Below are 22,852 nucleotides of genomic sequence, written 5' to 3' on the forward strand. Positions count from 1 at the left end.
GAACGCTTTCAGAACCTGACAGGAGATTCCCTGTGGACTCCGGCTTCACGTTTGACTGGGGAGCAGCCTTTGGCTCCCTGCCGTATCTGATCAAAGGCATTCCCTACACCCTGCTGATTTCCTTTGGCGGCCTCGCCATTGGGTTCGTGATCGGCATCATTTTCGGGCTTCTCAGTATCAACAAGAACCGGCTGCTGCGATGGCCCGCCACTGCCTATATCGAGGTGTTTCGAGGCACGCCGATTCTGGTACAGGTACTGTTCATCTTCTACGGCCTGCCGGACATTGTCGGCGGCCCGATCAACGCGCTGACAGCCGGCATTGCCGCCATTGCGCTCAACTCCGGGGCCTACATCTCCGAAGTGGTCCGGGGCGGCGTCCAGTCGATTGACTCCGGCCAGAGCGAGGCCGGCCTGTCGCTGGGCCTGACCCGCAACCAGACGTTCTGGTCCATCATCTGGCCCCAGGCACTTCGTCGGATGATTCCACCGCTGGGCAATCAGGCCATTGTCAGCATCAAGGACACGTCGCTGTTCTCGGTGATCGGCGTGGGCGAGCTGGTCCGTCAGGGCCAGGTCTACATCGCAACGACGTTCACCGCGTTCGAGGTGTACTTCATGGTGGCCCTTCTGTACCTGGCGATCACCCTGACACTGTCCCTGCTGCTGCGGATCGTCGAACGTCGCGGCATTGCTTCAACCTGACGGAGCCGTCTCATGCAACACATTGTCGACATGACCAATCTCGACAAATACTTCGGCGACCTCCACGTGCTGCAGGACATCAACCTGTCCGTCAGCCCCGGCGAGGTGGTCGTGGTGATCGGCGCCAGCGGGTCGGGCAAGTCCACCCTGATCCGCTGCGTCAATGGACTGGAGGAGTTCGAGTCCGGCTCACTGGTCGTGGATGGCCATGAGCTGGCGCCCAAAGGCGCCAACCAGCAGAACCTGCAGAACATTCGCAAGGAAGTGGGCATGGTGTTCCAGCAGTTCAATCTGTTCCCGCACCTGTCCGTCAAGGACAACGTCATGCTCGCGCCCATGAAGGTGCGCGGCGCCAGCCGGTCAGAAGCGGCCGACAGCGCCATGAAACTGCTGGACCGGGTTGGTATTGCCAATCAGGCGGACAAGTCGCCGAAGCAGCTCTCGGGCGGTCAGCAGCAGCGCGTAGCCATTGCCCGGGCCCTGGCCATGGAACCCCGCCTGATGCTGTTTGACGAGCCCACCTCGGCGCTGGACCCGGAGATGATCGGGGAGGTGCTGGACGTCATGCGGGAACTGGCGAAGGAAGGGATGACCATGATGGTGGTGACCCACGAGATGGGCTTCGCGCGCGAAGTGGCCGACCGGGTCATCTACATCCACGGTGGTCGTATCGTGGAAGAAGGCAAACCCGCAGACGTGTTCGACCATCCTCAGAACGAGCGCACACAATCGTTCCTCTCACGGGTACTCAAGCATTGAGGGGCGTTGCCCCTCAGGCCATCAGCTCCCTTATGACGTCGTACTCCCGCTCCATTTTGTAGCGGGAGTCTTCCACCAGAAACCGGGCGATTTTCTTGCCCAACAGCGGCACATCGCACCGCACGTTCAACGAGACATGGTTGGTACAGATATCCCCATTGTCTTTCAGGCGCATGTTGCCGCGAATCCTCGCCGGCACACCATCGACGTGTATCCGGAATTCACAGTGCCATTCCCGGTCGTCCTTGCGAAACCAGTGTTCCTCCTGGCGCACGGCATTCCACGGTCGGTGGAAGGCGGACAACGCATTCGGTACCGGTACGGAAGAGGCCACATCCCGGGCCACCACCAACTTACCGGACGACTCGTCCCGATCCCGGATTTTCACCGCCACGTTGCGGTTTCCCAACCGGTTGTTTTTCTCATGAATCACGGATTCATCGAAGAACGTATCGAGCACCCGGTCGATGCCGGCGTCGTACGGATGAACCACCTCGACTTTCATTGCCTGTCTCCTGTTCTCAGTGCCGGTCATCATCCATGATCCGGCGGAAATCCGACATTGGCCCGACCACCAGAGCCCCGGGGCAAAAGAGTCAGGACGCCGGCCTTTGCCCGGATCATTCACGAACCGACTGTACGAGTATCCCGGCGGGTCAGTATCATGGAGCCCCTTACAACCCCGGGATGGAGACAAGCGCCAATGAACAACGCCGACCTGGTACGACGGGATCTGAACGCCGTCTGGCACCCCTGCACCCAGATGAAGGACCATGAGACGCTGCCACTCATCCCCTTCAAGCGTGGCAAGGGCGTCTGGCTGGAGGACTTTGAGAACAACCAGTACATCGATGCCGTCAGTTCCTGGTGGGTGAACCTGTTCGGCCATGCCAATCCGCGCATCAATGCCGCTATCCGCGAGCAGACGGAGACACTGGAACACGCCATGCTGGCGGGGTTTACCCATGAGCCGGTGATCAACCTCTCGGAACGGCTGATCGAGGTCACTCCGGACGGGCTGAACAAGTGCTTTTACGCCGATAACGGCTCCTCGGCCATCGAGGCCGCGCTCAAAATGAGCTACCACTACTGGAAAAACCACGGCAAACCCGGGAAAAAGAACTTCGTCAATCTGGGGAACAGCTACCACGGCGAAACCCTCGGCGCGCTGGCTCTGGGCGATGTGGGCCTCTACAAGGCCACCTACCAGCCGCTGCTGATGGAGGTATTCACCGCACCGTCTCCGGACGCCTTCAACCGGGAAGAGGGCGAGAGCTGGGAAGACTACGCGATCCGGCAGTTCGAGCACATGGAGCGCATCCTCGCCGAGCATCACGATGAGATCTGCGCGGTGGTCGTGGAACCGCTGGTCCAGTGTGCCGGCAACATGCGCATGCACCACGCCATTTACCACACCATGCTGCGCAAGGCGTGCGACAAGTATGACGTGCACCTGATTGCCGATGAGATCGCAGTGGGTTTCGGGCGCACGGGTACGCTCTTCGCCTGCGAACAGTCCGGCATCTCACCGGACTTCATGTGCCTGTCTAAGGGCCTGACCGCCGGCTATCTGCCACTGTCGATCGTCATGACCACCAACGACGTTTACGACGCGTTCTATGACGACTATGAGACCCTCAAGGCGTTCCTCCACTCCCACAGTTACACGGGCAATCCGATTGGCTGCGCCGTTGCCCTGTCCACCCTCGACATTTTCCGGGACGACAATGTCATTGAGCGCAACAAGGCGCTGGCCCAGTGCATGGGTGACTCGGTGGCGCATCTGGCCGACCACCCCCATGTCGGCGACATCCGCCAGCACGGCATGACGCTGGCGATTGAGCTGGTCAAGGACAAGGCCACCAAAACGCCCTTCCCCTTCCAGGAGCGACGGGGCATCCGCGTCTATCAGCACTCGATCACCCGCGAGGCGTTGCTGCGGCCGCTGGGCAACGTGATCTACTTCATGCCGCCGTACGTCATTACAGAGAGCCAGATCCAGCACCTGGCGCAGGTGGCCACCGAAGGCATCGATAAGGCGACGAGGGACTGAACCGCGTGCGCGTGCCCCGGATCTACACCGACAGCCCCCTGACGCCAGGCGACGACACCCTACTCGACTCGCCGGCCGCCCAGCATGTGGGACGCGCACTCAGGATGCAGCCCGGTCAGTCGCTGGTGCTGTTCAATGGTGACGGCTACGATTACCCGGCGGAGCTGGTGCAGGTCACCAAGTCGACCGTCACCGCCCGACCGGGAACGCCCGTACCGGGCCAGGCCGAATCGCCACTACAGGTGCATCTCGGGCAGGTCCTGTCCAGGGGGGATCGCATGGATTATGCGATTCAGAAAAGCACCGAACTGGGTGTTGCCAGCATCACACCGCTGTTCAGTGATCGCTGCGAGGTGCGATTGAAAGGCGACCGGGCCGAAAAACGCCAGCGGCACTGGCAACAGGTGGCCATCAGCGCGGCCGAGCAATGCGGTCGGGCGCGGGTGCCAGCCATCCACCCGGTGACGTCCCTGTCCGACTGGTTCGCCCGGAACGGCTCAGCGGACCTCCGGCTGGTGCTGCATCATCGCACCGAGCATTCACTGTCGGAATGGGGTCGGCCGGGAACGCTGGCGTTGCTGATTGGTCCCGAGGGCGGCCTGAATGAGGCGGAAATTGAGACCGCACTGGCACACAACTATCACCCGGCCGCGCTTGGCCCCCGTGTCATGCGGACAGAGACCGCCCCAGTTGCCGCCCTGTCAGTATGCCAGTGGCTTTGGGGAGACTTTGCGCAGGGGCCGTAGAGTGAGAATCGCCCCGGTGCCGGATCAACCAGAAGGAAGAACGACCAAGTGCCTGCATTCACTGCTCCACTCCGGAGGCGCGGCTGGCTGATACCGCTGCTTCTTGTTCTTGCAACGACAGCCATCGTCACGCTGCTGTTTGTTCTTCGTCCAGCGCCTCCCGAATCCCAGGCGACTGAGAAGACATGGCCGGTCCAGGTCACCGAATTGACCGACCGGCGCCACGCCCCGGAGATCCGGCTGTTCGGCCGGGTCGAAACGCCGTTCCAGACAACGCTGACGGCGGCGGTGACCGCCGACGTGGAGAGTCTGCCGGTTCTGGAAGGCCAGTCGGTTGAACAGGGTGAGGTGATCGTCCGGCTCGATGACCGCGATGTCGACCTGACCCTCCGCCAGCGCCAGGCCAATGTGACGGAGCTGCAGAGCCAGATCGATCAGGAGCGGCGACAGCATGCCGCCAATCAACAGCTGCTTGATCAGGAGCGGTCCCTGGTGACCATTGCCAAGCGGCGCCTGGAGCGTGAACAGCGACTCGGACAATCCGATCTGAGCAGCCAGTCCCAGGTTGACCAGGCCCGGCAGGCACTGGCCTCCGCGCGGATGACACGCATCAACCGCGAACTCGCCGTCAGTCAGCACGAGGCCCGCATGCAGGCCCTCAACGCCAGTCTTGAGCGCGCGAAGGCCCAGCTCGAACAGGCCCGGCTGGACCAGCAGCGGACGACGGTACAGGCACCGTTCAGCGGCACGGTCACCGACATTGCCGTCAGCCCCGGCGAACGGGTCCGCCCGGGAGAGCCTTTGGCCAGTCTGTATGGTAACGATCCGCTGGAAGTGCGGGCGCAACTCCCCATGGGCCAGCTCTCACTGATTCGCCAGGGTCTGCATTCGGACGCCCCGCTGAACGCTCGACTGACCATTGACGGAGCGCATTATTCGCTGCGGCTGGCGCGCCTCTCCGGCCAGGTGAACGCCGGAGCCGGTGGCGTCGACGGCTTCTTCCGCTTCCGGGAACGGTCTCCGGCCCTGCCGCTCAACCAGACTCTGGAACTGACCCTGACACTCCCGGAGCAGAGCGGCCTGTTCGCCGTTCCCGTCTCTGCGATGTATCAGGGAGACACGATTTACCGGGTTGAGGAGCAACGATTAAGGGCCGTCGATGTCACGGTGGCCGGCAGCCGGTATGTGGACGGGCAGCAGCAACGGCTGGTTCGCAGCGACGCCCTCTCCGCCGGCGATCGCATTCTGACGACCGCGCTGCCCAATGCCGTTGAAGGCCTGCGAGTGCGGATACGGAATCAGGCAGGTGACGAATGACAGACAGTGACCGTCCTCAGCGAACGGATCTTCTGAGCCGTTTCGCCCGTCACCGGGTGGCGGCCAACCTCCTGATGCTGCTGATGGTCATGGCCGGCACGTTTGCCCTGGGCAACCTGAATCGCCAGTTCTTTCCGAACTTTGCCACCGACTTCATCACGATCCACGTCACCTGGCCCGGCGCCAGCGCCGAAGATGTGGCGCGCTCGATCACCACACCGCTGGAGCAGGAGTTGGGCAACCTGGACAGCGTCAAGGAGATGAGCTCCACCTCTTACCGGGGCGCCAGCAGCATCGTGCTCGAGTACGAGGAAGGAACCGACATGGGCATTGCCTTGGATCAGGTCAACGAGCATGTGGATCTGGTCCGCAACCTGCCCTCGGATTCCGAACGCCCTGAGATCAGCAAGGTGATCCGCAATGAGGAGATCGCCACGGTCATTCTCACCGGCGATACTCGCCTCGAATCCCTCCGCAGCCTGGCGTACCAGTATGAGGAGGAACTGCTCGACCGGGGCATTGCGAAGGTGAACATTACCGGCCTGCCGGAGCGCCAGATCGCCATCGAAGTCCGCAGCAATGCCATTGCCCAGCTCGGTCTCTCACTGCCGCAGATCGGTCAGCGTGTTATCCAGCGCAGCCAGGACATCCCTGCCGGTACCGTAGGCGAGTCGGAAGCCGCGAGGGACGTTCGGAGCCTGCAGAAAGGACGCACGGCAGAGGCGTTTGGAGACATGCCGGTACTCACCACAGCGGACGGCCGTCGCCTGACACTTGATGATCTGGCCCGGGTACGGGAACGGTCAAAGGATAACAGCGTGCAGGTGTTCCACAATGGCCAGCCCGCCGTTCTAATGCAGCTCATGCGAGCCGAAACGACTGACGCGCTGGATTCAGCCGACACCATGAATCAGTGGCTGGCGGACACCCGACCCACCCTGCCGGAGGGCTTGTCCCTGCTCGCCTATAAAGAGCAGTACCAGTACATCGTCGAGCGCATCAATCTGCTTCTTAAGAACGGCATCGGCGGGTTGATTCTGGTCGTCAGCATTCTGTTCCTGTTTCTCAACGGCCGGATCGCGTTCTGGGTCGCGGCGGGCATTCCCATCTCTCTGATGGGGACGCTGGCCATCCTCTGGCTCAATGGTGGCAGCATCAACATGATCAGCCTGTTTGCGCTGATCATGGCGCTGGGCATCATCGTTGATGATGCCATCGTGGTGGCCGAAGACGCGATGACGCACTACCAGTCCGGCGAACGGTCACTTCAGGCCGCCGAAGGCGGCGCCCGACGGATGCTGGTCCCGGTGATGAGTTCATCGCTGACCACAATTGCCGCCTTCCTGCCGCTGATGCTGGTCAGCGGCATCATTGGCGACATTTTGAAGGATATTCCATTTGTCGTGATCTGCGTGATCGTGGCGTCACTGATTGAGAGTTTTCTGATTCTACCAGGGCACCTGCGCGCCTCTTTCCATCGTCACCAGCACCGCGACGAAGGACCGTTACGCGAACGCCTGGACCGGGCCTTCGCGCGCTTCCGGGATAATGTGTTCCGACCCGTCGCCCACTGGAGTCTCAACCACCGCGGCACCGTGATCGTTGCCACCCTCTCCGCGCTCGCGCTGAGCCTGTCGGTCGTGATCAGCGGCCATGTCCGATTCACCTTTTTCCCGACACCGGAATCCTCGCGCGTGATTGCCAGCGTCAAGTTCACGGCCGGTACGCCCCCGACAACGGTGAAAGACTATGGAAGACAGATGGAGGACGTGCTAAGGCAGGTAACGGACCGGCTCACCAGCGAGGACGACGCACTGATTGATGTCGCCCTGTTGGAGCTGAACCGGGGCTCCTTCGACGGCGGGATGAACATGGAGCGTGGCGAGCAGTACGCCATGGTGTCCGTGGAGCTGGTGCCTTCGGACCAGCGGACAGTCCGCAACCCGGAGCTGATCCAGGCCTGGCGGGAAGCCCTGCCAAGGCCGTCAGGACTGGAACAGCTGTCGATTACCAGCCCGTCCGGCGGCCCCCCGGGCAAGCCGGTGGATGTGTTCCTGTCGGGCGCCGACGCCGACACCCTGAAGAAGGCCGCAGAAGCCCTCAAGACGGAACTGAGACAATACGAGGGTGTAACCGACATCCTAGACGACCTGCCCTGGGGGCAGCAGCAGTCGATTTTCTCCCTGACGCCCATGGCCGAATCGGTCGGCCTGACCATTGAAGACGTTGGGCGGCAGATGCGGGCCGCATTTGATGGCCAGTTGCTGCAGGTGTTCTACGACCAGCACGACGAAGTGGAAGTCCGGATCATGCTGACTCCGGAGGAACAGGAGCGCACCGAGACCTTGCAGACGCTCCCGATCGTGACGCCGGCCGGCGAGACCACGCCGCTGGCGAACGTCATCAGAATCGAGCCTCGTCGCGGACTGGAGTTGCTCCGCCATACGGACGGTAAGCTGGGCGTGCACGTCACCGCGGACGTCGATACCACCGTCACCAACGCCAACCAGGTCCTGAGCGATCTGGAGGCGGACGTGTTGCCGGGGCTGACCCGCCAGTACGGTGTTCAGGCCAGCTTTCAGGGTAAAGCGGAGGACCAGCGCGAGACCACGGGCGACATGAAGACCGGCGCGCTGATCGGGCTGGTGCTGATCTACGTGATCCTGGCCTGGGTGTTCGGCACCTATACCTGGCCGCTGGCGGTTATGCTCGCGATCCCGTTCGGTCTGTGCGGCGCCATTCTGGGGCACCTGTTGCTGGGCATCGACCTGACCATTCTGTCGCTGTTCGGGATGTTCGGCCTGGCCGGGATCGTCATCAATGACTCGATTATTCTGGTGACGTTCTACAAGCAACTCCGGGAGCGCGATGTGCCCGTCCGTGAGGCGCTGCTTGAAGCGTCCTCAGCACGGCTCCGAGCCGTGCTGCTCACCTCACTGACCACCATCGGCGGGCTCCTGCCGCTGCTGTTCGAAACGTCCCTTCAGGCACAGTTCCTGATTCCGATGGCAGCCAGCATCGCATTCGGCCTCGCGGTCGGTACCTTCCTGATCCTGCTGGTGATTCCGGTGCTGCTGTCGTTCATTGAGGACGGTCGGTCACGACTGCCCGGGCGGACACGTCCGGGCGGCTCAGGTCGCTCCCAACCCGCTTCCGAAGAGTGGTCACATTGACCGGACGGTCGGCCTGAGCGTCATTGACATCCCGACCTCCCGAACAGATGATGCGGGAACCCGGACGACACCATGAGCGTGTGACCGGTGGAGGGGCCACCGAAAGGCTCCCCGGACAAGAAGAACAACCCAAAAGAATAAGAGGCTGCGGCACGTGCAGCCGCGAGAAAAAAATAACCGACGAGTGACTCCATGAGCGCGCTGTTGCAAGACACACAATTCTGGCAATACCTGAGCATTCCGGTGATTGCGGCCCTGATCGGCTGGGTCACCAACTGGCTGGCCATCAAGATGACCTTCTATCCCCTCGAGTTCATCGGCATCCGCCCCATCTACGGCTGGCAGGGCATCATTCCCTCCAAGGCCCGGAAAATGGCAGCCATCAGCGTCGACGCCACCATTTCAAAAATCGGCACGGTGCAGGAGATCTTCGAGCAGATCGATCCCGGCGTACTGGCCGAGTATGTGGTCGAGTCCGTCGATCCCAGAATCGAGGAGTACGTGGACGAGCTGATGCTCCACGAGTACCCAACTTTCTGGGAAAACCTGCCAACCTCGGCCCGCAACATGGTCTATGACCGGGTGCGCAAATCCATGCCGGGTCAGGTGGACAATCTTGTCGGTGACATTTCGGACAACATTGAGGACCTGCTGGATATCAAGGGCATGGTGGTGGATCATCTGGCCCAAGATAAACGCCTTCTGAACAGAATATTCCTGGAGTGCGGCGACAAAGAGTTCCGTTTTATCGTCAATTCGGGCTTGTACTTCGGTTTCCTGTTCGGCCTGGTCCAAATGACGGTCTGGTATTTCTATTCCGCCTGGTGGGTCCTGCCGCTATTCGGTCTGCTGGTTGGGTGGGCGACCAACTGGATTGCGCTCAACGTCATTTTCCGACCGCTCAACGAGAAGAAGGTCGGCCCGGTACGGGTACAAGGGCTGTTTCTGAAACGCCAGCCCGAGGTGGCTGAATCGTTCACCTACATCGTCACTCACGAGATTCTGACGGTAGGCAACATCATTGGCTCAGTCCTCAACGGTCCCAACGGGGAGCGTGCGCAGAACATGGTCCGCAAGCACATCAAACCGCTTGTTGACGAGACCGCCGGTATGGGCAAGGCGCTCACCCAGATGGCGTTCGGCCCAACCGGGTTCGCGACGCTCAAGAACAAGGTCGGCGAGAAGGCCCTGGAACTGTCGGCCACCTCCTTCCACAACCCGGTGTTCGAGAAAGACCGGGCGGAGGCAGTCCAGCGCATCATGGTCGAACGCATGGTGGCGCTCTCCTCAGAGGAATTCCAGGACCTGCTGCGGCCCTGCTTCCAGGAAGATGAGATCAAGCTGATCATGGTGGGGGCATTTCTCGGGATGTGCGCCGGTATCTCCCAGCTGATCTTCATCTTCGGCCATCAATTCATGTAGGACCCGGGTGGGTGGCAACCTCCCACACCCTTTCTATACTGACCAGTTGAGGGACGCCTCAGTGCAGGCGCCCGTTGCAGGCCCGACAGTGTCCGTACCGCTTGATCCGGACGGCCAACACGCAGGGAGTCGCCAAACGAATGTGGCGCGTTTTACGCTGGTTCAAGAGAGAGCAGCCATCGGCTCCCCCCACTCGGAGTCACTTGCTCAATACGGCTCATGAAACACCGGCTGGCGACGACACGCAGCTGCCATTGCGACGGCTGGAAGCATCGCTGTTTTGCTGGTTGCTCGACACCCCTCCGCACAAGCTTCGCCACGAGGACCCCAACGAACCCGAGGTCCGCCAGGAGATTCAACGACGGTTGCGCCAATCCGGACTGACGGAGCTCCCCCGCAAGCCATCGGTGCTGCCCCGACTGATGAGCGCCCTGGCAGATGAACGCATCAACCGGCATGACCTTACCGAGATCCTGCTTGCGGACCCGTCGCTGACCACTCAACTGCTGGACGTCGCGAACAGCCCATTCTTCAAACCAGGCGACCAGTCTATTGAATCCGTGGAGCATGCGGTATTCATGCTGGGCCTGGATGGCATCCGCAACGTTGCCTCGGCGGCGATCATGCGCCCGATGATGGCTGCGCGGAACAGCCAGGAGGCCCTATTCGCCCAGCGCACCTGGCGCTGGGGCCTTGCCTGTGCACGATCAGCCGAACTGATCGCCAACACGCATGGTGGGGACGGTAACGGCTTCTTCATGGTAGGCCTGCTGCCGGCACTGTCCTACATCACACTACGCCGGGAAGTGGTCCATATTGCGAAGGGAACCGGCGACCGGATCGCGGTCACGCCGGCGCTGATCCGCAGCCTGTTAAAGAGCTGGGACTGGGAAACCACACAGAAAATCGCCGAAGCCTGGCACCTGCCACCGCAGTACCACGCCTGGCTTCTGGCGGCGGAACGGCCCGCGCCCCGGACGGCACACAGCCCACTCAATGACGGCATTATCCTTGGCACGCGCGAAGTTCTGCGCCGCGCCAACCAGCTCAACCTCCCCGAGGACACGCTGCAGGCGGCGCTGCAGCTCAGCGAATCCCAGTTTCAGTCCATCCGCGCCTCGCTTCTGACGATGCTTCAGAGCGACCGATCCGGGAAACCGGACACTCCCAGCGCCTGATTCAGTCGGGTGCTTCCGCAGGCTCCGTGGCCGACGATGCGCCTGCCGGGGCCTGCCCCGAAGCCAGCAGCTCCGCCAGTGTTCGGCGGTCATCGCCACCGCCAGCGCTCCGGATATCGTCAGGGACAACGGTTGGCACCCGCTCGACCAGACCGTCTTCGTCGGCACGCACGACACGAAGAATGTCCTGGACGGTAATCAGGTCCAATGCTTTGCCGGGAATCAGCCCGTCACCACTCTCCCCGGCCAGACTCAGTAACCGGGCCCGGATCAGCTTGTCGCTCACCCGACGGGTGACTTCTCCCGGCACACGCATGCGATGCTCCAACACCTCCTGACACGGCGCCGGTTCTCCCCGGCTGAACGGCACCGCGGCCATCCACATCAGAGCCAGCCCGACCGATTCCTGCAGCTCGGGGGAGTAACGCACCTCGGCCCGTTTGGCAACCGCCGCCGGGTGCTGAAGGTAGAAGACGATGCTGGCGCCAATCAGCAGGATCAGCCAGTTCAGGTACAGCCAGATCAACAGAATGATGCCGATGGCAAAGCTGGAATAAATGGCCGCGTACTTGGCAGACCCCGCCACGAAGGAGGCAAACAACAGACTGCCGGCCTGCCAGGATACCCCTGCCAGAAGACCGCCGACCAGGGCATAACCAATCCGGACCCGCGTGTTGGGCATGAAGACGTACACAAAGGAGAAGGCAAGCACCACCAGGAAGAAGGGCATCAGACGGCTGACTTCCAGAATCAGCATGCCGAAGGGCTCGACGGTCATCAGCGCCTGAACGATGTCCGACGACAGAATGGTCGCGCTGATCCCAATGGCCGAAGCCATCAATAGCGGCCCTACCATAATGACGCTCAGATAGTTACTGAACCGCTGGGCGACCGAACGCATCTGGGGAACTCGCCAGATCATATTGAATGATCGCTCGATCTTCTGGACCAGGGAAATGACGGTGTAGACCAGCAGCACCAACCCGACCGATCCCAATACCCCGACCTTCATGTTATCCACGAATCCGAGGATGCGGTCCGCCATCTCGAGCCCCTGCTCGCCCATGGGCTCGAAGAACTGGTACATCAGCGGCTCCATACGCTGATGAACACCGAGGGCTTTGAGCACTGAAAAGCTCAGAGCCATCAGCGGCACAATGCTCAGAAGAGTCGTATAGACCAGGCTCATGGCATGCAGCGTCAACTGACCATTGATGACATCGCGGATCACCGCATAGCCGGTTCGACCAACACGGTACAACCAGGTCCAGGGGAACGATTCCGGCGGGTTGGGATTGGCGAGAATCCAGTTCTCCGCCGCCTGCAGGCGGTCCTTCAATCGAATCGTCGTCACAGTGGTTATCCCGTCGCTTTGAGGCGCCGCCCGCCTGTCAGGGTTGTTTCTTGCGGCAGATGTAGACACAGGCCGGTGGCATGTTAAGCATCACCCATCGGGTGTCCACGTCATCATAGATGGCACTGAGGTAGGGTAACAGCTGCCGGGAGTACTGAAAGGCGATGAACAGTCCTCCGGGACTGAGTGTTCGGTGGATGACCGCCAGCAGATGCTCGCGCGCTGTGTCGTCCAGGTTGGCAAACGGCAGGCAGGAAACAATGCAGTCCGCCTGCCCCGGGCCGCGCTGTTTGAGCACCCGCTCCAGCTCAAAGGCATCCCTCTCCAGCCAGACGCCCGGAAACCGCGACATCAGATCGGTCCGCATGTGCGGATCCTGCTCAAAGCAGTAGAACCGGGACTGCGGGCTGCGCAATCGATTGATGGCCTGGGTGACCACGCCCGTTCCGGCACCCAGCTCGACCACGGTATTGGCCCTCTGCCAATCGACCGCCTCCATCATGGAACCCACCAGCATCCGGGAGCTGGGCAGAACGCTGCCGATCTGGGCCGGCGATTCAATGAATTTCCTGATAAAACGCCAGTGCTTTCTCATCAGGCGCTGTCCTCTGGCTCTTCTTGTTGTTGCAGTGGTGCCCTGCCATTCAACCGGTTGCGTGTTTATGGACACTGTTTCTCAGGTTTTCAGCCGTCTTCTCAACAATACTCTGTCTCGCCTCCCGGCTCGCCCAGGCGCAATGGGGCGTGACAATCAGGTTGGGAATGTCCCCTGCGAGCAGCGGATTGCCATTGCGAGGCGGCTCCCCCGTCAGCACATCAAAGCCGGCACCACCGATGCGACGCTCACGAAGTGCCTCCGCCAACGCCGTTTCATCCACCAGCCCACCCCGGCTGGTATTGATGATCAGCGCCTCGTTTTTCATTGCCGCCAGCTCCGACGCTCCGATCAACCCGTCCGTCTCGGGCGTCAGCAGGCAATGGAGGGAAAGCACGTCGACATGCGGCAACAGCTCCTCAATCGGTGCTCTCGGGTAACCATCCACATCACCGGCCGACTGTCCCGGACGGGCACCCAGCACCACTTTCATCCCAAATGCCTCGGCCCGGCGCGCCACGGCGCGACCGATATCGCCGAACCCGACAATGCACAGGGTCTTGCCTTCCAGCTCCATCACCGGATGATTCATCAGGCAGAACTGGGGGCTCTCCGCCCACGCACCGGCCTGGACATCCTGGTGATAATCGATCAGGTGCGTCGCCAGGGCGAGCATCAACGCCACCGTATGCTGCGCGACGGTCGAGGTGCCATAGCGGGTGGCATTCAAAACGGTGATGCCGGCGGCCTCGGCGGCCGGCAGATCAATGTTGTTCTTCCCAGTCGCCGTCAGGACGATGGTATGGAGATCAGGGCAGGCATCGAAATGGGACTGGTTCAGAACCACCTTATTGGTCACGACAACCCCGAAACCACGAATACGCTCCAGCACCTGGTCGGGCGCCGTCCTCTGGTAACAGGTCAGACCGCGAGCCGCCTCTTCCATAGGTGTCAGGTCGATATCGTCGCCGAGGGTGGCCGCATCCAGAAATACTGCGCTCATGGCTCCTTATCCATCCGGGCAGAGGGTTTGGAAACCAGCACGAGGCCAACGGTTTCCTGAGCCCCTGTAGCTTACACTCAAAATCGGGGATAACCATACCGTGAACGGGGGATTACGGGAAAGTGACAGGGCATCACCAAAAAAGCGCCGGAGCGGACCCCGGCGCGAACAACCCACCGAAGGGTGTGGGTTGACCAAACAATCATCTCAGCCGCCCGATCAGCGGTACTGGCTCAGAACCGAGGCACGCTCCTGATCGGACAACGCATCCAGCGCACTCTGCAACGTACTGACGACCTCGTCCGGCGTGTCTTTGTGGAAGGCATAGAACAGTTCGCCCTCGCTCAGGACGTGCACCACTTCAAAGTTGTCGGTATCAAACCCGGCATTGTTAATCAGCCAGAACGCCACGTTCTGCTCATAAGCCCAGAGGTCGACCCGACCGGCCTGCAGCTTGCGCATCGCCGGTTCCGGCTTGGGGTTGAGATCCAGGTTGCCGTCGGTGGCGCCGGCATCACGGACCAGCTCCTCGGCAACGTCGTCCCGGACGACGGCGATGCTCGGGCTGGCGAAATCCGACGCGCTGTTCAACGTCACATCACTGCCCTTTTTCGCAATCAGGGCGATCTTTGTATCCGTGATCGGGCCGGCCCATTTGAAAAGCGGCTCGCGCTTCTCGGTCCGGGTTGTCGCAAACAGCATGGTCTGCGGTTTGTTCTGAAGCGTCTGATAGCCGCGTGCCCAGGGCAGTAACTGAATATCCGATCGCTGAATACCGAGGCCGGCCTTGTCGGAGGCCGCCATCAGCATGTCAACGCTGATGCCTTTCAGCTCTCCATCCACCCTGAAATTAAAGGGCGGGTAGGTCTCGGTCATCATCTGGTAGTCCTTCAGATCAGCGGTCGCCATGCTGCTGAACACCGACGCCGTCGCCAGGATGGCAGTGCAAAGTAGAGTCTGAATTCGCATACGCTCACCTTGTGTCGTGGGTTTCTGGTCTTCGACAGCAAACGATCTGCTGCTCCGGACGTCACACCCGGAACTGCTTGATCAGACGCTCCACCTTGTCCGACAGCTCTCTGAGGCTGTTTGCTGCGCCTTCCGTGTCCTGGGTGCCCTGTGCGGCCGACTCGGTCACCTCCAGCATCGCGTGCAGGCTCTTCTGAATGTCCTCGGAAACAGCGGTCTGCTGTTCGGCCGCACTGGCAATCTGGGTATTCATTTCGTGGATAGTGCCAATCGCCTCGGAAACCTGATTGAGGGCCTCATCCGCCTCGCGGGAGCGCTCGACGGTCTCATCGCCCTGCTGGCGACTTTTTTCCATCACCGCGACCGCGTCACTCGCCCGCTTCTGCAGCCGTTCGGTCATGCCCTGAATCTGTTCGGTGCTGTCATGGGACCGCTTGGCAAGGGCCCGGACCTCGTCCGCGACCACCGCAAATCCCCGCCCCTGCTCACCGGCCCGAGCGGCTTCGATTGCCGCATTAAGCGCCAGTAGATTGGTCTGATCGGAAATATCGCGAATGACGTCAAGAATAGTGCCGATCTCGCCAACCTCCTCCTGCAGCGAGCCGATCACCTGGGACGCTTCCTTCACCTCATCCGCCAGCCGACCAGTGGACTCGGCAGTCCCCTCGACAATATCTTTCGCCCGATTGCCCTGCTGATCCGCTTCACTGGCAGCGCTGGCCGCTTCCGCCGCGTTTTCGGCCACGGTCTGAGAGGAGGTGTTCATCTCGGTCATCGCCGTCGCCACCTGGTCGGACTCCTCCCTCTGGCGGTTTGAGCCGGCGGCCGTGTCCTGCGCGATGTCCTGCAGACGCGCCACCTGGGCATCGAGATCATCAAACGACTGGACGAACTGGCGCACCAGGGTGTGAATCTTTTCGGTGTATTGATTGAAACCGGTTGCGAGCTGCCCGATCTCATCCTGTCGATCCACCTCCAGGCGCCGTGTCAGGTCGCCTTCCCCCTGGGCAATGTCCATAAGCGCTGCGGAAACGTTGCGGATAGGGCGCGTGACAAAGTAGCCGATGATCAGGCGAGTGGCCGCCACCAGCACCACCACCATGATCACCACCTGAACCAACAGCAGATTTCGGGCGGACGACTGAAGCGCGGCCAGGGCGCTGTAATCCGCGACGATCACCAGGCGCCCGACTGTCTTCATCTCGCCATTGTTGTCGTATTTGAGCGGCTCATCGTGGGCAATTGCGGCATTCTCGGGGATAGCCTCGATCGCCTGGGGCTCCTCGGCTTCTGCCGAACTCTGAAGGCCGGCCACCACTTCGCCGGCATCATTGAACACCACAATGGCCCGTACGGCGTCAGCGACGACCTCGGCCCTCACGATGTTACCGGTCTGATCGAACTGGTAATTCCAGAGAGTGGGCGGAATATTCTGGGCCAGCCGTCCGCGGGTTGCTTCAAGCTGACTGTCCATCTGGTCACGAAAGCTCTCGCTCGTTGACTGATAACTGTACACGCCGAAACCGGCCATCAGCACAAGAACCGTGATCGCGACCAGAACGTTGACCCGAAGACTCAAACTCTTTTTCATGACGCTCAGCGCCCTATCAGGAGATCAGATCGCCTCCCTGACACGTCGATTGGTGCGCTTCATCCCTCAACGCCCGCAGCCTTAACGAGTATGATTTCGTTAGGGTCTGCAATAAAGCGTAGTCAATAATCGCGACTCCGACGAACGTCGCATTGATGATTAACAACATTTCAAAAATAGTGACTTGCGTCACGTTCTGCGCCAGACCATCCATAGTGAAGTCACAGTAGAGCCTCACCCGACAGGAGACACATCATGGATCACGAGTTCTGGCATGCCCGCTGGGCCCGACAGGAAATCGGTTTCCACGAGGGGACGGTCAACCGCTACCTCCATGATCACTGGTCGGAACTGGTGCGCCACGGCAACGAAACCGTGCTCGTGCCCCTGTGCGGCAAAGCGCGAGATATGTGGTGGCTTCACGATCACGGTCACCCGGTCATGGGCGTCGAACTGAGCCCGATTGCCTGCAAGGACTTCTTCGAGGAGGCGGAAACCCGGGCACACGTGACACCCGGCCAGCCATTCACCCGCTATCGACATGACGACCTTGAGCTCTGGTGCGGGGATTTTTTCCAACTGGTGCCGGAGGATGTCCGGCATGTGCGACTGGTCTATGACCGGGCCGCGCTGATCGCCCTGCCGCCGAAGCTGCGCAAGGAGTATGCCGTGCATCTGAGCGCAATCCTGCCCGACAGCGCCGCGATGCTGCTGATCACACTCGACTACGACAATCCGGACCTGAAGGCACCGCCCTTTAACGTGCGGGATGACGAGGTTGATGAGCTGTTCGGTGCCGATTTCCGAGTCGAGCATGTGCTGACCAACACACTCGCCCACGACCACCCATTCGCGAAGCGCCGCGGGCTGACCGGGGCGACAGAAAGCGTCTTCCGGCTCACACGGCGCACCTCATAATAAACGGGTCAGAAAGAGCCGAATCGGAACGAACGGATCGGTCTCAGACCTGTCTCAAGAGTGAAACCTGAACTAGACTGACGTCAGGGGACCCGGAATCCGCGACCGGCGCAACCGGAACCCAACCTGCCATATTCACGACACTCACCAACGAGCCGCCGGTATACGCGGTTTTGGACAATGGAAACGGAGTCAACGGGCGTGTAGTCATCGAAGCGAGGGGCGACTATGAGTATTCTGCAGCAATTCCAAGACCGGTATGAGGCCACCCGGGAGGAAGAACTCTCCCTGGAGGAATACCTGGAACTCTGCAAGAAGGACCCATCGGTCTACGCCTCAGCACCCGAACGGATGCTGATGGCCATCGGCGAACCGGAGCTGGTGGACACCTCCCAGGACGCCAGACTCTCCCGCATATTCTCCAATAAGGTGATCAAGCGATACCCGGAATTCTCCGAGTTCTACGGCATGGAAGACGCCGTCGAGAACATCGTGTCGTTCTTCCGTCACGCGGCACAGGGACTGGAAGAAAAGAAACAGATCCTCTACCTGCTCGGACCAGTCGGGGGTGGCAAATCCTCCCTGGCGGACAAACTCAAGCACCTGATGCAGAAAATCCCTTTCTATGCCATCAAGGGCTCACCGGTCAACGAGTCCCCGCTGGGCCTGTTTGATCCGGAAGAGGATGGCCCGATTCTGGAAGAGGAATACGGCATCCCCGTGCGCTACCTCAAGCCAATCATGTCGCCCTGGGCGGTGAAACGGCTTCACGAATACGGCGGCGACATCAGTCAGTTCCGGGTGGTCAAACGCTACCCGTCAGTGCTCGACCAGATCGGCGTGGCCAAGACCGAACCCGGCGATGACAACAATCAGGACATCTCGGCGCTCGTCGGCAAAGTCAACATCCGCATGCTGGAGGACTTCTCCCAGGATGATCCGGACGCCTACAGCTTCAGCGGCGGCCTGAGCAAGGCCAACCAGGGGCTGATGGAATTCGTCGAGATGTTCAAGGCGCCGATCAAAGTGCTGCACCCGCTGCTGACCGCCACTCAGGAAGGCAATTACAATACGACCGAAGGGATGAGCTCGGTGCCGTTCGACGGCATCATCCTCGCGCACTCCAACGAGACGGAGTGGCAGACCTTCCGGAACAACAAACACAACGAGGCGTTCCTGGATCGGGTCTACATCGTCAAGGTGCCCTATTGCCTGCGGGTCACGGAGGAAATCGACATCTACCGCAAACTGTTGCGCGAAAGCTCGCTGGCCGGCTCGCCCTGCGCGCCGGACACCCTCGACATGCTCGCCCAGTTTACGGTGCTCTCACGCCTCAAGGAGCCGGAGAATTCGTCCATCTACTCCAAGATGCGGGTCTACGACGGCCAGAACATCAAGGACACCGACCCCAAGGCCAAGTCGATCCAGGAGTACCGCGACACGGCCGGCGTCAACGAGGGCATGGACGGACTATCGACACGGTTTGCGTTCAAGATCCTCTCCAAGGTGTTCAACTTCGACACCACCGAGGTGGCGGCCAACCCGGTGCACCTGCTCTACGTCCTGGAAAAACAGATTGAGCAGGAGCAGTTCCCGGCGGATGTGCAGGAACGCTACCTGCGCTTCATCAAGGAATACCTGGCGCCGCACTACGTCGAGTTCATCGGCAAGGAAATCCAGACGGCGTATCTGGAAAGCTACAGCGAGTACGGACAGAACCTGTTCGACCGCTACGTGACCTATGCCGACTTCTGGATTCAGGACCAGGAGTATCGTGATCCGGAGACCGGCGAGATGTTCGATCGGTCTGCGATCAACGACGAACTGGAGAAAATCGAGAAGCCGGCCGGCATCAGCAACCCGAAGGACTTCCGCAACGAGGTGGTCAACTTCGTCCTCCGGGCGCGGGCCAACAATCAGGGCCAGAACCCGTCCTGGCTGAGCTATGAGAAGCTGCGCAGCGTCATTGAGAAGAAGATGTTCTCCAACACCGAAGACCTGCTGCCGGTCATCTCCTTCAACCCGAAGGCGTCGGAAGACGATCAGAAGAAACACCGGCAGTTCGTGGAACGGATGGTCGACCGCGGTTACACCGAGAAGCAGGTGCGTCTGCTGGCTGAATGGTACCTGCGGGTCCGCAAGTCGCAGTAAAACGGTGCTCCGGCGGGCGCCGGGCCCGCCGGAGCCGACAGGCAGACTCACGGGAGTACCGCCATTATGGGGATGAGAACCCACATCGTTGACCGTCGCCTGAACGGCAAGAATAAGAGTGCCGTGAACCGCGAGCGGTTTCTGCGTCGTTACCGCAAGCACATCAAGCGTGCCGTGTCCGACGCGGTCCAGCGCCGTTCGATCACCGACATCGAGCGCGGGGAAGATGTCAGCATCCCAAGCCGGGACATTGATGAACCGGTCTTCCACCACGGTCGTGGCGGACACCGGGAGATGGTCCACCCCGGCAACAAGGAGTTCGTCACCGGGGACGAACTGGACAAACCCCAGGGCGGCGAGGGCGAAGGCCAGGGGTCGGGACAGGCCAGCCCCGATGGCGAAGGCATGGACGATTTCGCCTTCCAGATCACTCAGGAGGAGTTTCTCGATTTCCTGTTCGATGATCTGGAGCTGCCCAACCTTGCCCGGAAGAAACTCAAAGACACCGAAACATTCCATTACGAGCGCTCGGGCTTCACCACCCAGGGCATTCCCGCCAAGCTGGACGTGCTGCGGTCACTACGTGGGGCCCACGCCCGGCGGCTGAGCCTGAGTGGTAAGCGCCGCCGCCGGCTTCGTGACATGGAAGCCCAACTGGCGGAACTGAAGGCTCACCCCGAGAGCGACGACCCGGCCTTCAGCCCCAGCGAGCAGATTGCCGAGCTGGAGGAGAAGATCGCCGAGCTGAAGCAGAATCTCAAGCGCGTCCCATTTCTCGACGAAATCGACCTGCGCTACCGCCAGCATGTGAAGCGCCCGCGCCCGGCGACCAGCGCCGTCATGTTCTGCCTGATGGACGTCTCCGGCTCCATGACCCAGGGGCACAAGGACATCGCCAAGCGCTTCTTCATCCTGCTGTACCTGTTTCTCAAGAAGAACTACAAGAAGATCGATGTGGTCTTCATCCGCCACCACACCAGCGCGAAGGAAGTGGACGAGGAGGAATTCTTCTACTCCCGCGAGACCGGCGGCACCATCGTTTCCAGTGCCCTGAAACTGATGAAACAGATCATCGACGAGCGCTACCCGCCCTCGGAATGGAACATCTACGCCGCCCAGGCCTCGGACGGCGACAACTGGAATGACGATTCCCCGATCTGCGGCAAGATCCTGGGCGAGTACCTGTTACCGATGATTCAGTACTACGCCTATGTCGAGATCACGCCGCAGGATCACCAGATGCTCTGGTACGAATACGAGAAGCTGATGGAGCAGGACCCGGACAGCTTCGCCATGGAGCAGATCACGGACGCCGCGGACATCTACCCGGTCTTCCGACAGCTGTTCGAGAGGAAAGCCGCATGAGCAATACCGCCGACACCCGCACGCACCGGCGCCCGATTTCCGAAGCCTCGGAATGGAGCTTCGATCTGGTGGAGCAGTACAACGAAGCCATCGACGAGTGCGCGGCCGAGTTTGGGCTGGACACCTACCCGAACCAGATCGAAGTCATCAGCGCAGAGCAGATGATGGATGCCTACAGCTCGGTGGGCATGCCCGTGGGATACCACCACTGGTCATTCGGCAAACAGTTTCTGGAAACCTGGCGCGGCTACAAGCGCGGTCAGATGGGGTTGGCCTACGAGCTGGTCATCAACTCCAACCCCTGCATCGCCTACCTGATGGAGGAGAACACCCTGCCCATGCAGGCGCTGGTGATCGCCCACGCCTGCTACGGCCACAACTCATTCTTCAAGGGCAACTACCTGTTCCGCACCTGGACCGACGCCAGTGCCATTATTGACTATCTGGTATTCGCAAGGAGCTATGTGTCCGAATGCGAAGAGCGATACGGCGTCGAGGAGGTCGAAAAGCTGCTGGACTCCTGTCATGCCCTGATGAACTTTGGTGTGGACCGTTACAAACGCCCTTCTCCAGTATCCGCCATCGAGGAGCGCCGACGGCAGGAGGAACGTGAAGAATATCGGCAGCGGCAGGTGAACGATCTCTGGCGGACCATTCCGGACATGAATCCCGACGAGGACGGTGAGGACAGCGAGCATCAGCGCTTCCCTGCCGATCCACAGGAGAACCTGCTGTACTTCATCGAGAAGAACGCCCCGCTGCTGGACACCTGGCAGCGGGAAATCATCCGCATCGTGCGCAAGATGGCGCAGTATTTCTATCCCCAGCGCCAGACTCAGGTCATGAACGAGGGCTGGGCCAGCTTCTGGCACTACACCCTGCTTCACCGTTTATACGACAAGGGCCTGGTCACGGACGGATTCATGCTGGAGTGCCTCGACAGCCACTCTGGCGTCATTTACCAGCCACCGTTCGACAGCCCCTACTACTCCGGGCTCAATCCCTACACACTGGGCTTCTCGATCTACTGCGACCTGCGCCGCATCTGCGAGGCCCCCACGGAAGAGGACCACCACTGGTTCCCGGACATTGCCGGTGGCGACTGGCTGAAAACCGTCCACTTTGCCATGCGCAACTTCAAGGACGAGAGCTTCATCCAGCAGTTTCTGTCCCCTAAAGTCATGCGGGACCTGAAACTCTTCGCCATCTCCGATGACGATCAGGAAGACGTGTATCGCATTACCGCCATTCACGACGAAGCCGGGTACCGGAATCTCAGGGAAAAGCTGGCCCGACAATACAACCTGAGCTATCGCGAACCCAACATCCAGGTCTGGAACGTCAACCTGCGCGGCGACCGCTCACTGACACTGCGCCACACACCGCAAGACCGGATTCCACTCGGCGAAAGCACACAGGAAGTGCTGCGCCATGTGCATCGGCTGTGGGGGTTCGATGTGCACCTGGAAAGCGTGGAGGACGGCACCGTGGTGGGCGAGTATCACTGTCCGCCGCAGCCGATGGAGGACGAATAGAGCGTCTACTCCAGAGGAT

At 60.7% G+C, this 22,852-nt stretch carries 18 protein-coding genes; 12 read left to right on the plus strand and 6 right to left on the minus strand.

Annotated elements, in window-relative coordinates:
• Positions 1–32 precede the first annotated feature (32 nt).
• Together C8D92_RS10030 and C8D92_RS10035 are read left to right on the plus strand one after the other, a co-directional pair.
• Positions 33–704: an amino acid ABC transporter permease gene (locus C8D92_RS10030; protein WP_095610441.1), complete on the plus strand. Its 672-nt coding sequence runs from the start codon at positions 33–35 to the stop codon at positions 702–704.
• Positions 705–716: 12 nt separating this feature from the next.
• Positions 717–1,463, plus strand: a complete 747-nt coding sequence (locus C8D92_RS10035; RefSeq protein ID WP_095610440.1) for an amino acid ABC transporter ATP-binding protein — start codon at positions 717–719, stop codon at positions 1,461–1,463.
• A gap of 13 nt (positions 1,464–1,476) precedes the next feature.
• Here C8D92_RS10035 and C8D92_RS10040 read toward each other — a convergent pair whose 3' ends face one another.
• A complete protein-coding gene (locus C8D92_RS10040; protein ID WP_095610439.1) occupies positions 1,477–1,968 on the minus strand; it encodes a DUF2505 domain-containing protein in 492 nt (163 codons plus the stop codon).
• A 198-nt stretch (positions 1,969–2,166) separates the two neighbouring features.
• On the opposite strand from C8D92_RS10040, the gene C8D92_RS10045 reads away from it, so the two are divergent.
• From C8D92_RS10045 to C8D92_RS10070, 6 genes are all read left to right on the plus strand, one after another.
• Positions 2,167–3,516 (plus strand): adenosylmethionine--8-amino-7-oxononanoate transaminase, encoded by a 1,350-nt coding sequence (locus tag C8D92_RS10045; protein ID WP_116919295.1) that lies wholly within the window; start codon positions 2,167–2,169, stop codon positions 3,514–3,516.
• Between the two features lie 5 nt (positions 3,517–3,521).
• Positions 3,522–4,262 carry a 16S rRNA (uracil(1498)-N(3))-methyltransferase gene (locus C8D92_RS10050; protein WP_116919296.1) on the plus strand — a complete coding sequence of 247 codons (741 nt, stop codon included), beginning with the start codon at positions 3,522–3,524 and terminating at the stop codon, positions 4,260–4,262.
• 48 nt (positions 4,263–4,310) lie between these two features.
• The gene (locus C8D92_RS10055; protein ID WP_116919297.1) at positions 4,311–5,579 is read left to right on the plus strand and encodes an efflux RND transporter periplasmic adaptor subunit; all 1,269 of its coding nucleotides are present in this window, start codon (positions 4,311–4,313) and stop codon (positions 5,577–5,579) included.
• A complete protein-coding gene (locus C8D92_RS10060; protein WP_116919298.1) occupies positions 5,576–8,752 on the plus strand; it encodes an efflux RND transporter permease subunit in 3,177 nt (1,058 codons plus the stop codon). The genes C8D92_RS10055 and C8D92_RS10060 overlap by 4 nt, the downstream gene beginning before the upstream one ends.
• A gap of 192 nt (positions 8,753–8,944) precedes the next feature.
• Positions 8,945–10,174, plus strand: coding sequence for a DUF445 domain-containing protein (locus C8D92_RS10065; protein WP_116919299.1), 1,230 nt, complete (start codon positions 8,945–8,947; stop codon positions 10,172–10,174).
• A 203-nt stretch (positions 10,175–10,377) separates the two neighbouring features.
• A complete protein-coding gene (locus C8D92_RS10070; protein ID WP_243402420.1) occupies positions 10,378–11,352 on the plus strand; it encodes an HDOD domain-containing protein in 975 nt (324 codons plus the stop codon).
• A 1-nt stretch (position 11,353) separates the two neighbouring features.
• Here C8D92_RS10070 and C8D92_RS10075 read toward each other — a convergent pair whose 3' ends face one another.
• From C8D92_RS10075 to C8D92_RS10095, 5 genes are all read right to left on the minus strand, one after another.
• Positions 11,354–12,706, minus strand: a complete 1,353-nt coding sequence (locus C8D92_RS10075; RefSeq protein WP_116919301.1) for a YihY/virulence factor BrkB family protein — start codon at positions 12,704–12,706, stop codon at positions 11,354–11,356.
• Between the two features lie 37 nt (positions 12,707–12,743).
• Positions 12,744–13,301: a class I SAM-dependent methyltransferase gene (locus tag C8D92_RS10080; RefSeq protein ID WP_116919302.1), complete on the minus strand. Its 558-nt coding sequence runs from the start codon at positions 13,299–13,301 to the stop codon at positions 12,744–12,746.
• 49 nt (positions 13,302–13,350) lie between these two features.
• Entirely contained in the window at positions 13,351–14,304 is a 954-nt protein-coding gene (locus tag C8D92_RS10085) for a D-2-hydroxyacid dehydrogenase (protein ID WP_116919303.1), read from the minus strand.
• Between the two features lie 219 nt (positions 14,305–14,523).
• On the minus strand, positions 14,524–15,273 hold the full coding sequence (locus C8D92_RS10090; RefSeq protein WP_095610429.1) for a substrate-binding periplasmic protein: 750 nt from the start codon (positions 15,271–15,273) through the stop codon (positions 14,524–14,526).
• Between the two features lie 61 nt (positions 15,274–15,334).
• Positions 15,335–16,864 (minus strand): methyl-accepting chemotaxis protein, encoded by a 1,530-nt coding sequence (locus C8D92_RS10095; protein ID WP_095610428.1) that lies wholly within the window; start codon positions 16,862–16,864, stop codon positions 15,335–15,337.
• A gap of 255 nt (positions 16,865–17,119) precedes the next feature.
• Here C8D92_RS10095 and tmpT point away from each other — a divergent pair, with 255 nt between their 5' ends.
• The 4 genes from tmpT (at position 17,120) to C8D92_RS10120 (ending at position 22,833) form a co-directional block, all read left to right on the plus strand.
• On the plus strand, positions 17,120–17,782 hold the full coding sequence (tmpT, locus tag C8D92_RS10105; RefSeq protein ID WP_116919305.1) for a thiopurine S-methyltransferase: 663 nt from the start codon (positions 17,120–17,122) through the stop codon (positions 17,780–17,782).
• A gap of 228 nt (positions 17,783–18,010) precedes the next feature.
• Positions 18,011–19,933, plus strand: a complete 1,923-nt coding sequence (locus tag C8D92_RS10110; protein WP_095610425.1) for a PrkA family serine protein kinase — start codon at positions 18,011–18,013, stop codon at positions 19,931–19,933.
• A 66-nt stretch (positions 19,934–19,999) separates the two neighbouring features.
• Positions 20,000–21,298, plus strand: coding sequence for a YeaH/YhbH family protein (locus C8D92_RS10115; protein ID WP_095610424.1), 1,299 nt, complete (start codon positions 20,000–20,002; stop codon positions 21,296–21,298).
• Positions 21,295–22,833 carry a SpoVR family protein gene (locus C8D92_RS10120; RefSeq protein WP_116919306.1) on the plus strand — a complete coding sequence of 513 codons (1,539 nt, stop codon included), beginning with the start codon at positions 21,295–21,297 and terminating at the stop codon, positions 22,831–22,833. The genes C8D92_RS10115 and C8D92_RS10120 overlap by 4 nt, the downstream gene beginning before the upstream one ends.
• Positions 22,834–22,852: the final 19 nt, after the last annotated feature.

This window comes from Tamilnaduibacter salinus (genome assembly GCF_003096655.1).
Classification (GTDB): Bacteria; Pseudomonadota; Gammaproteobacteria; order Pseudomonadales; family Oleiphilaceae; genus Tamilnaduibacter; species Tamilnaduibacter salinus.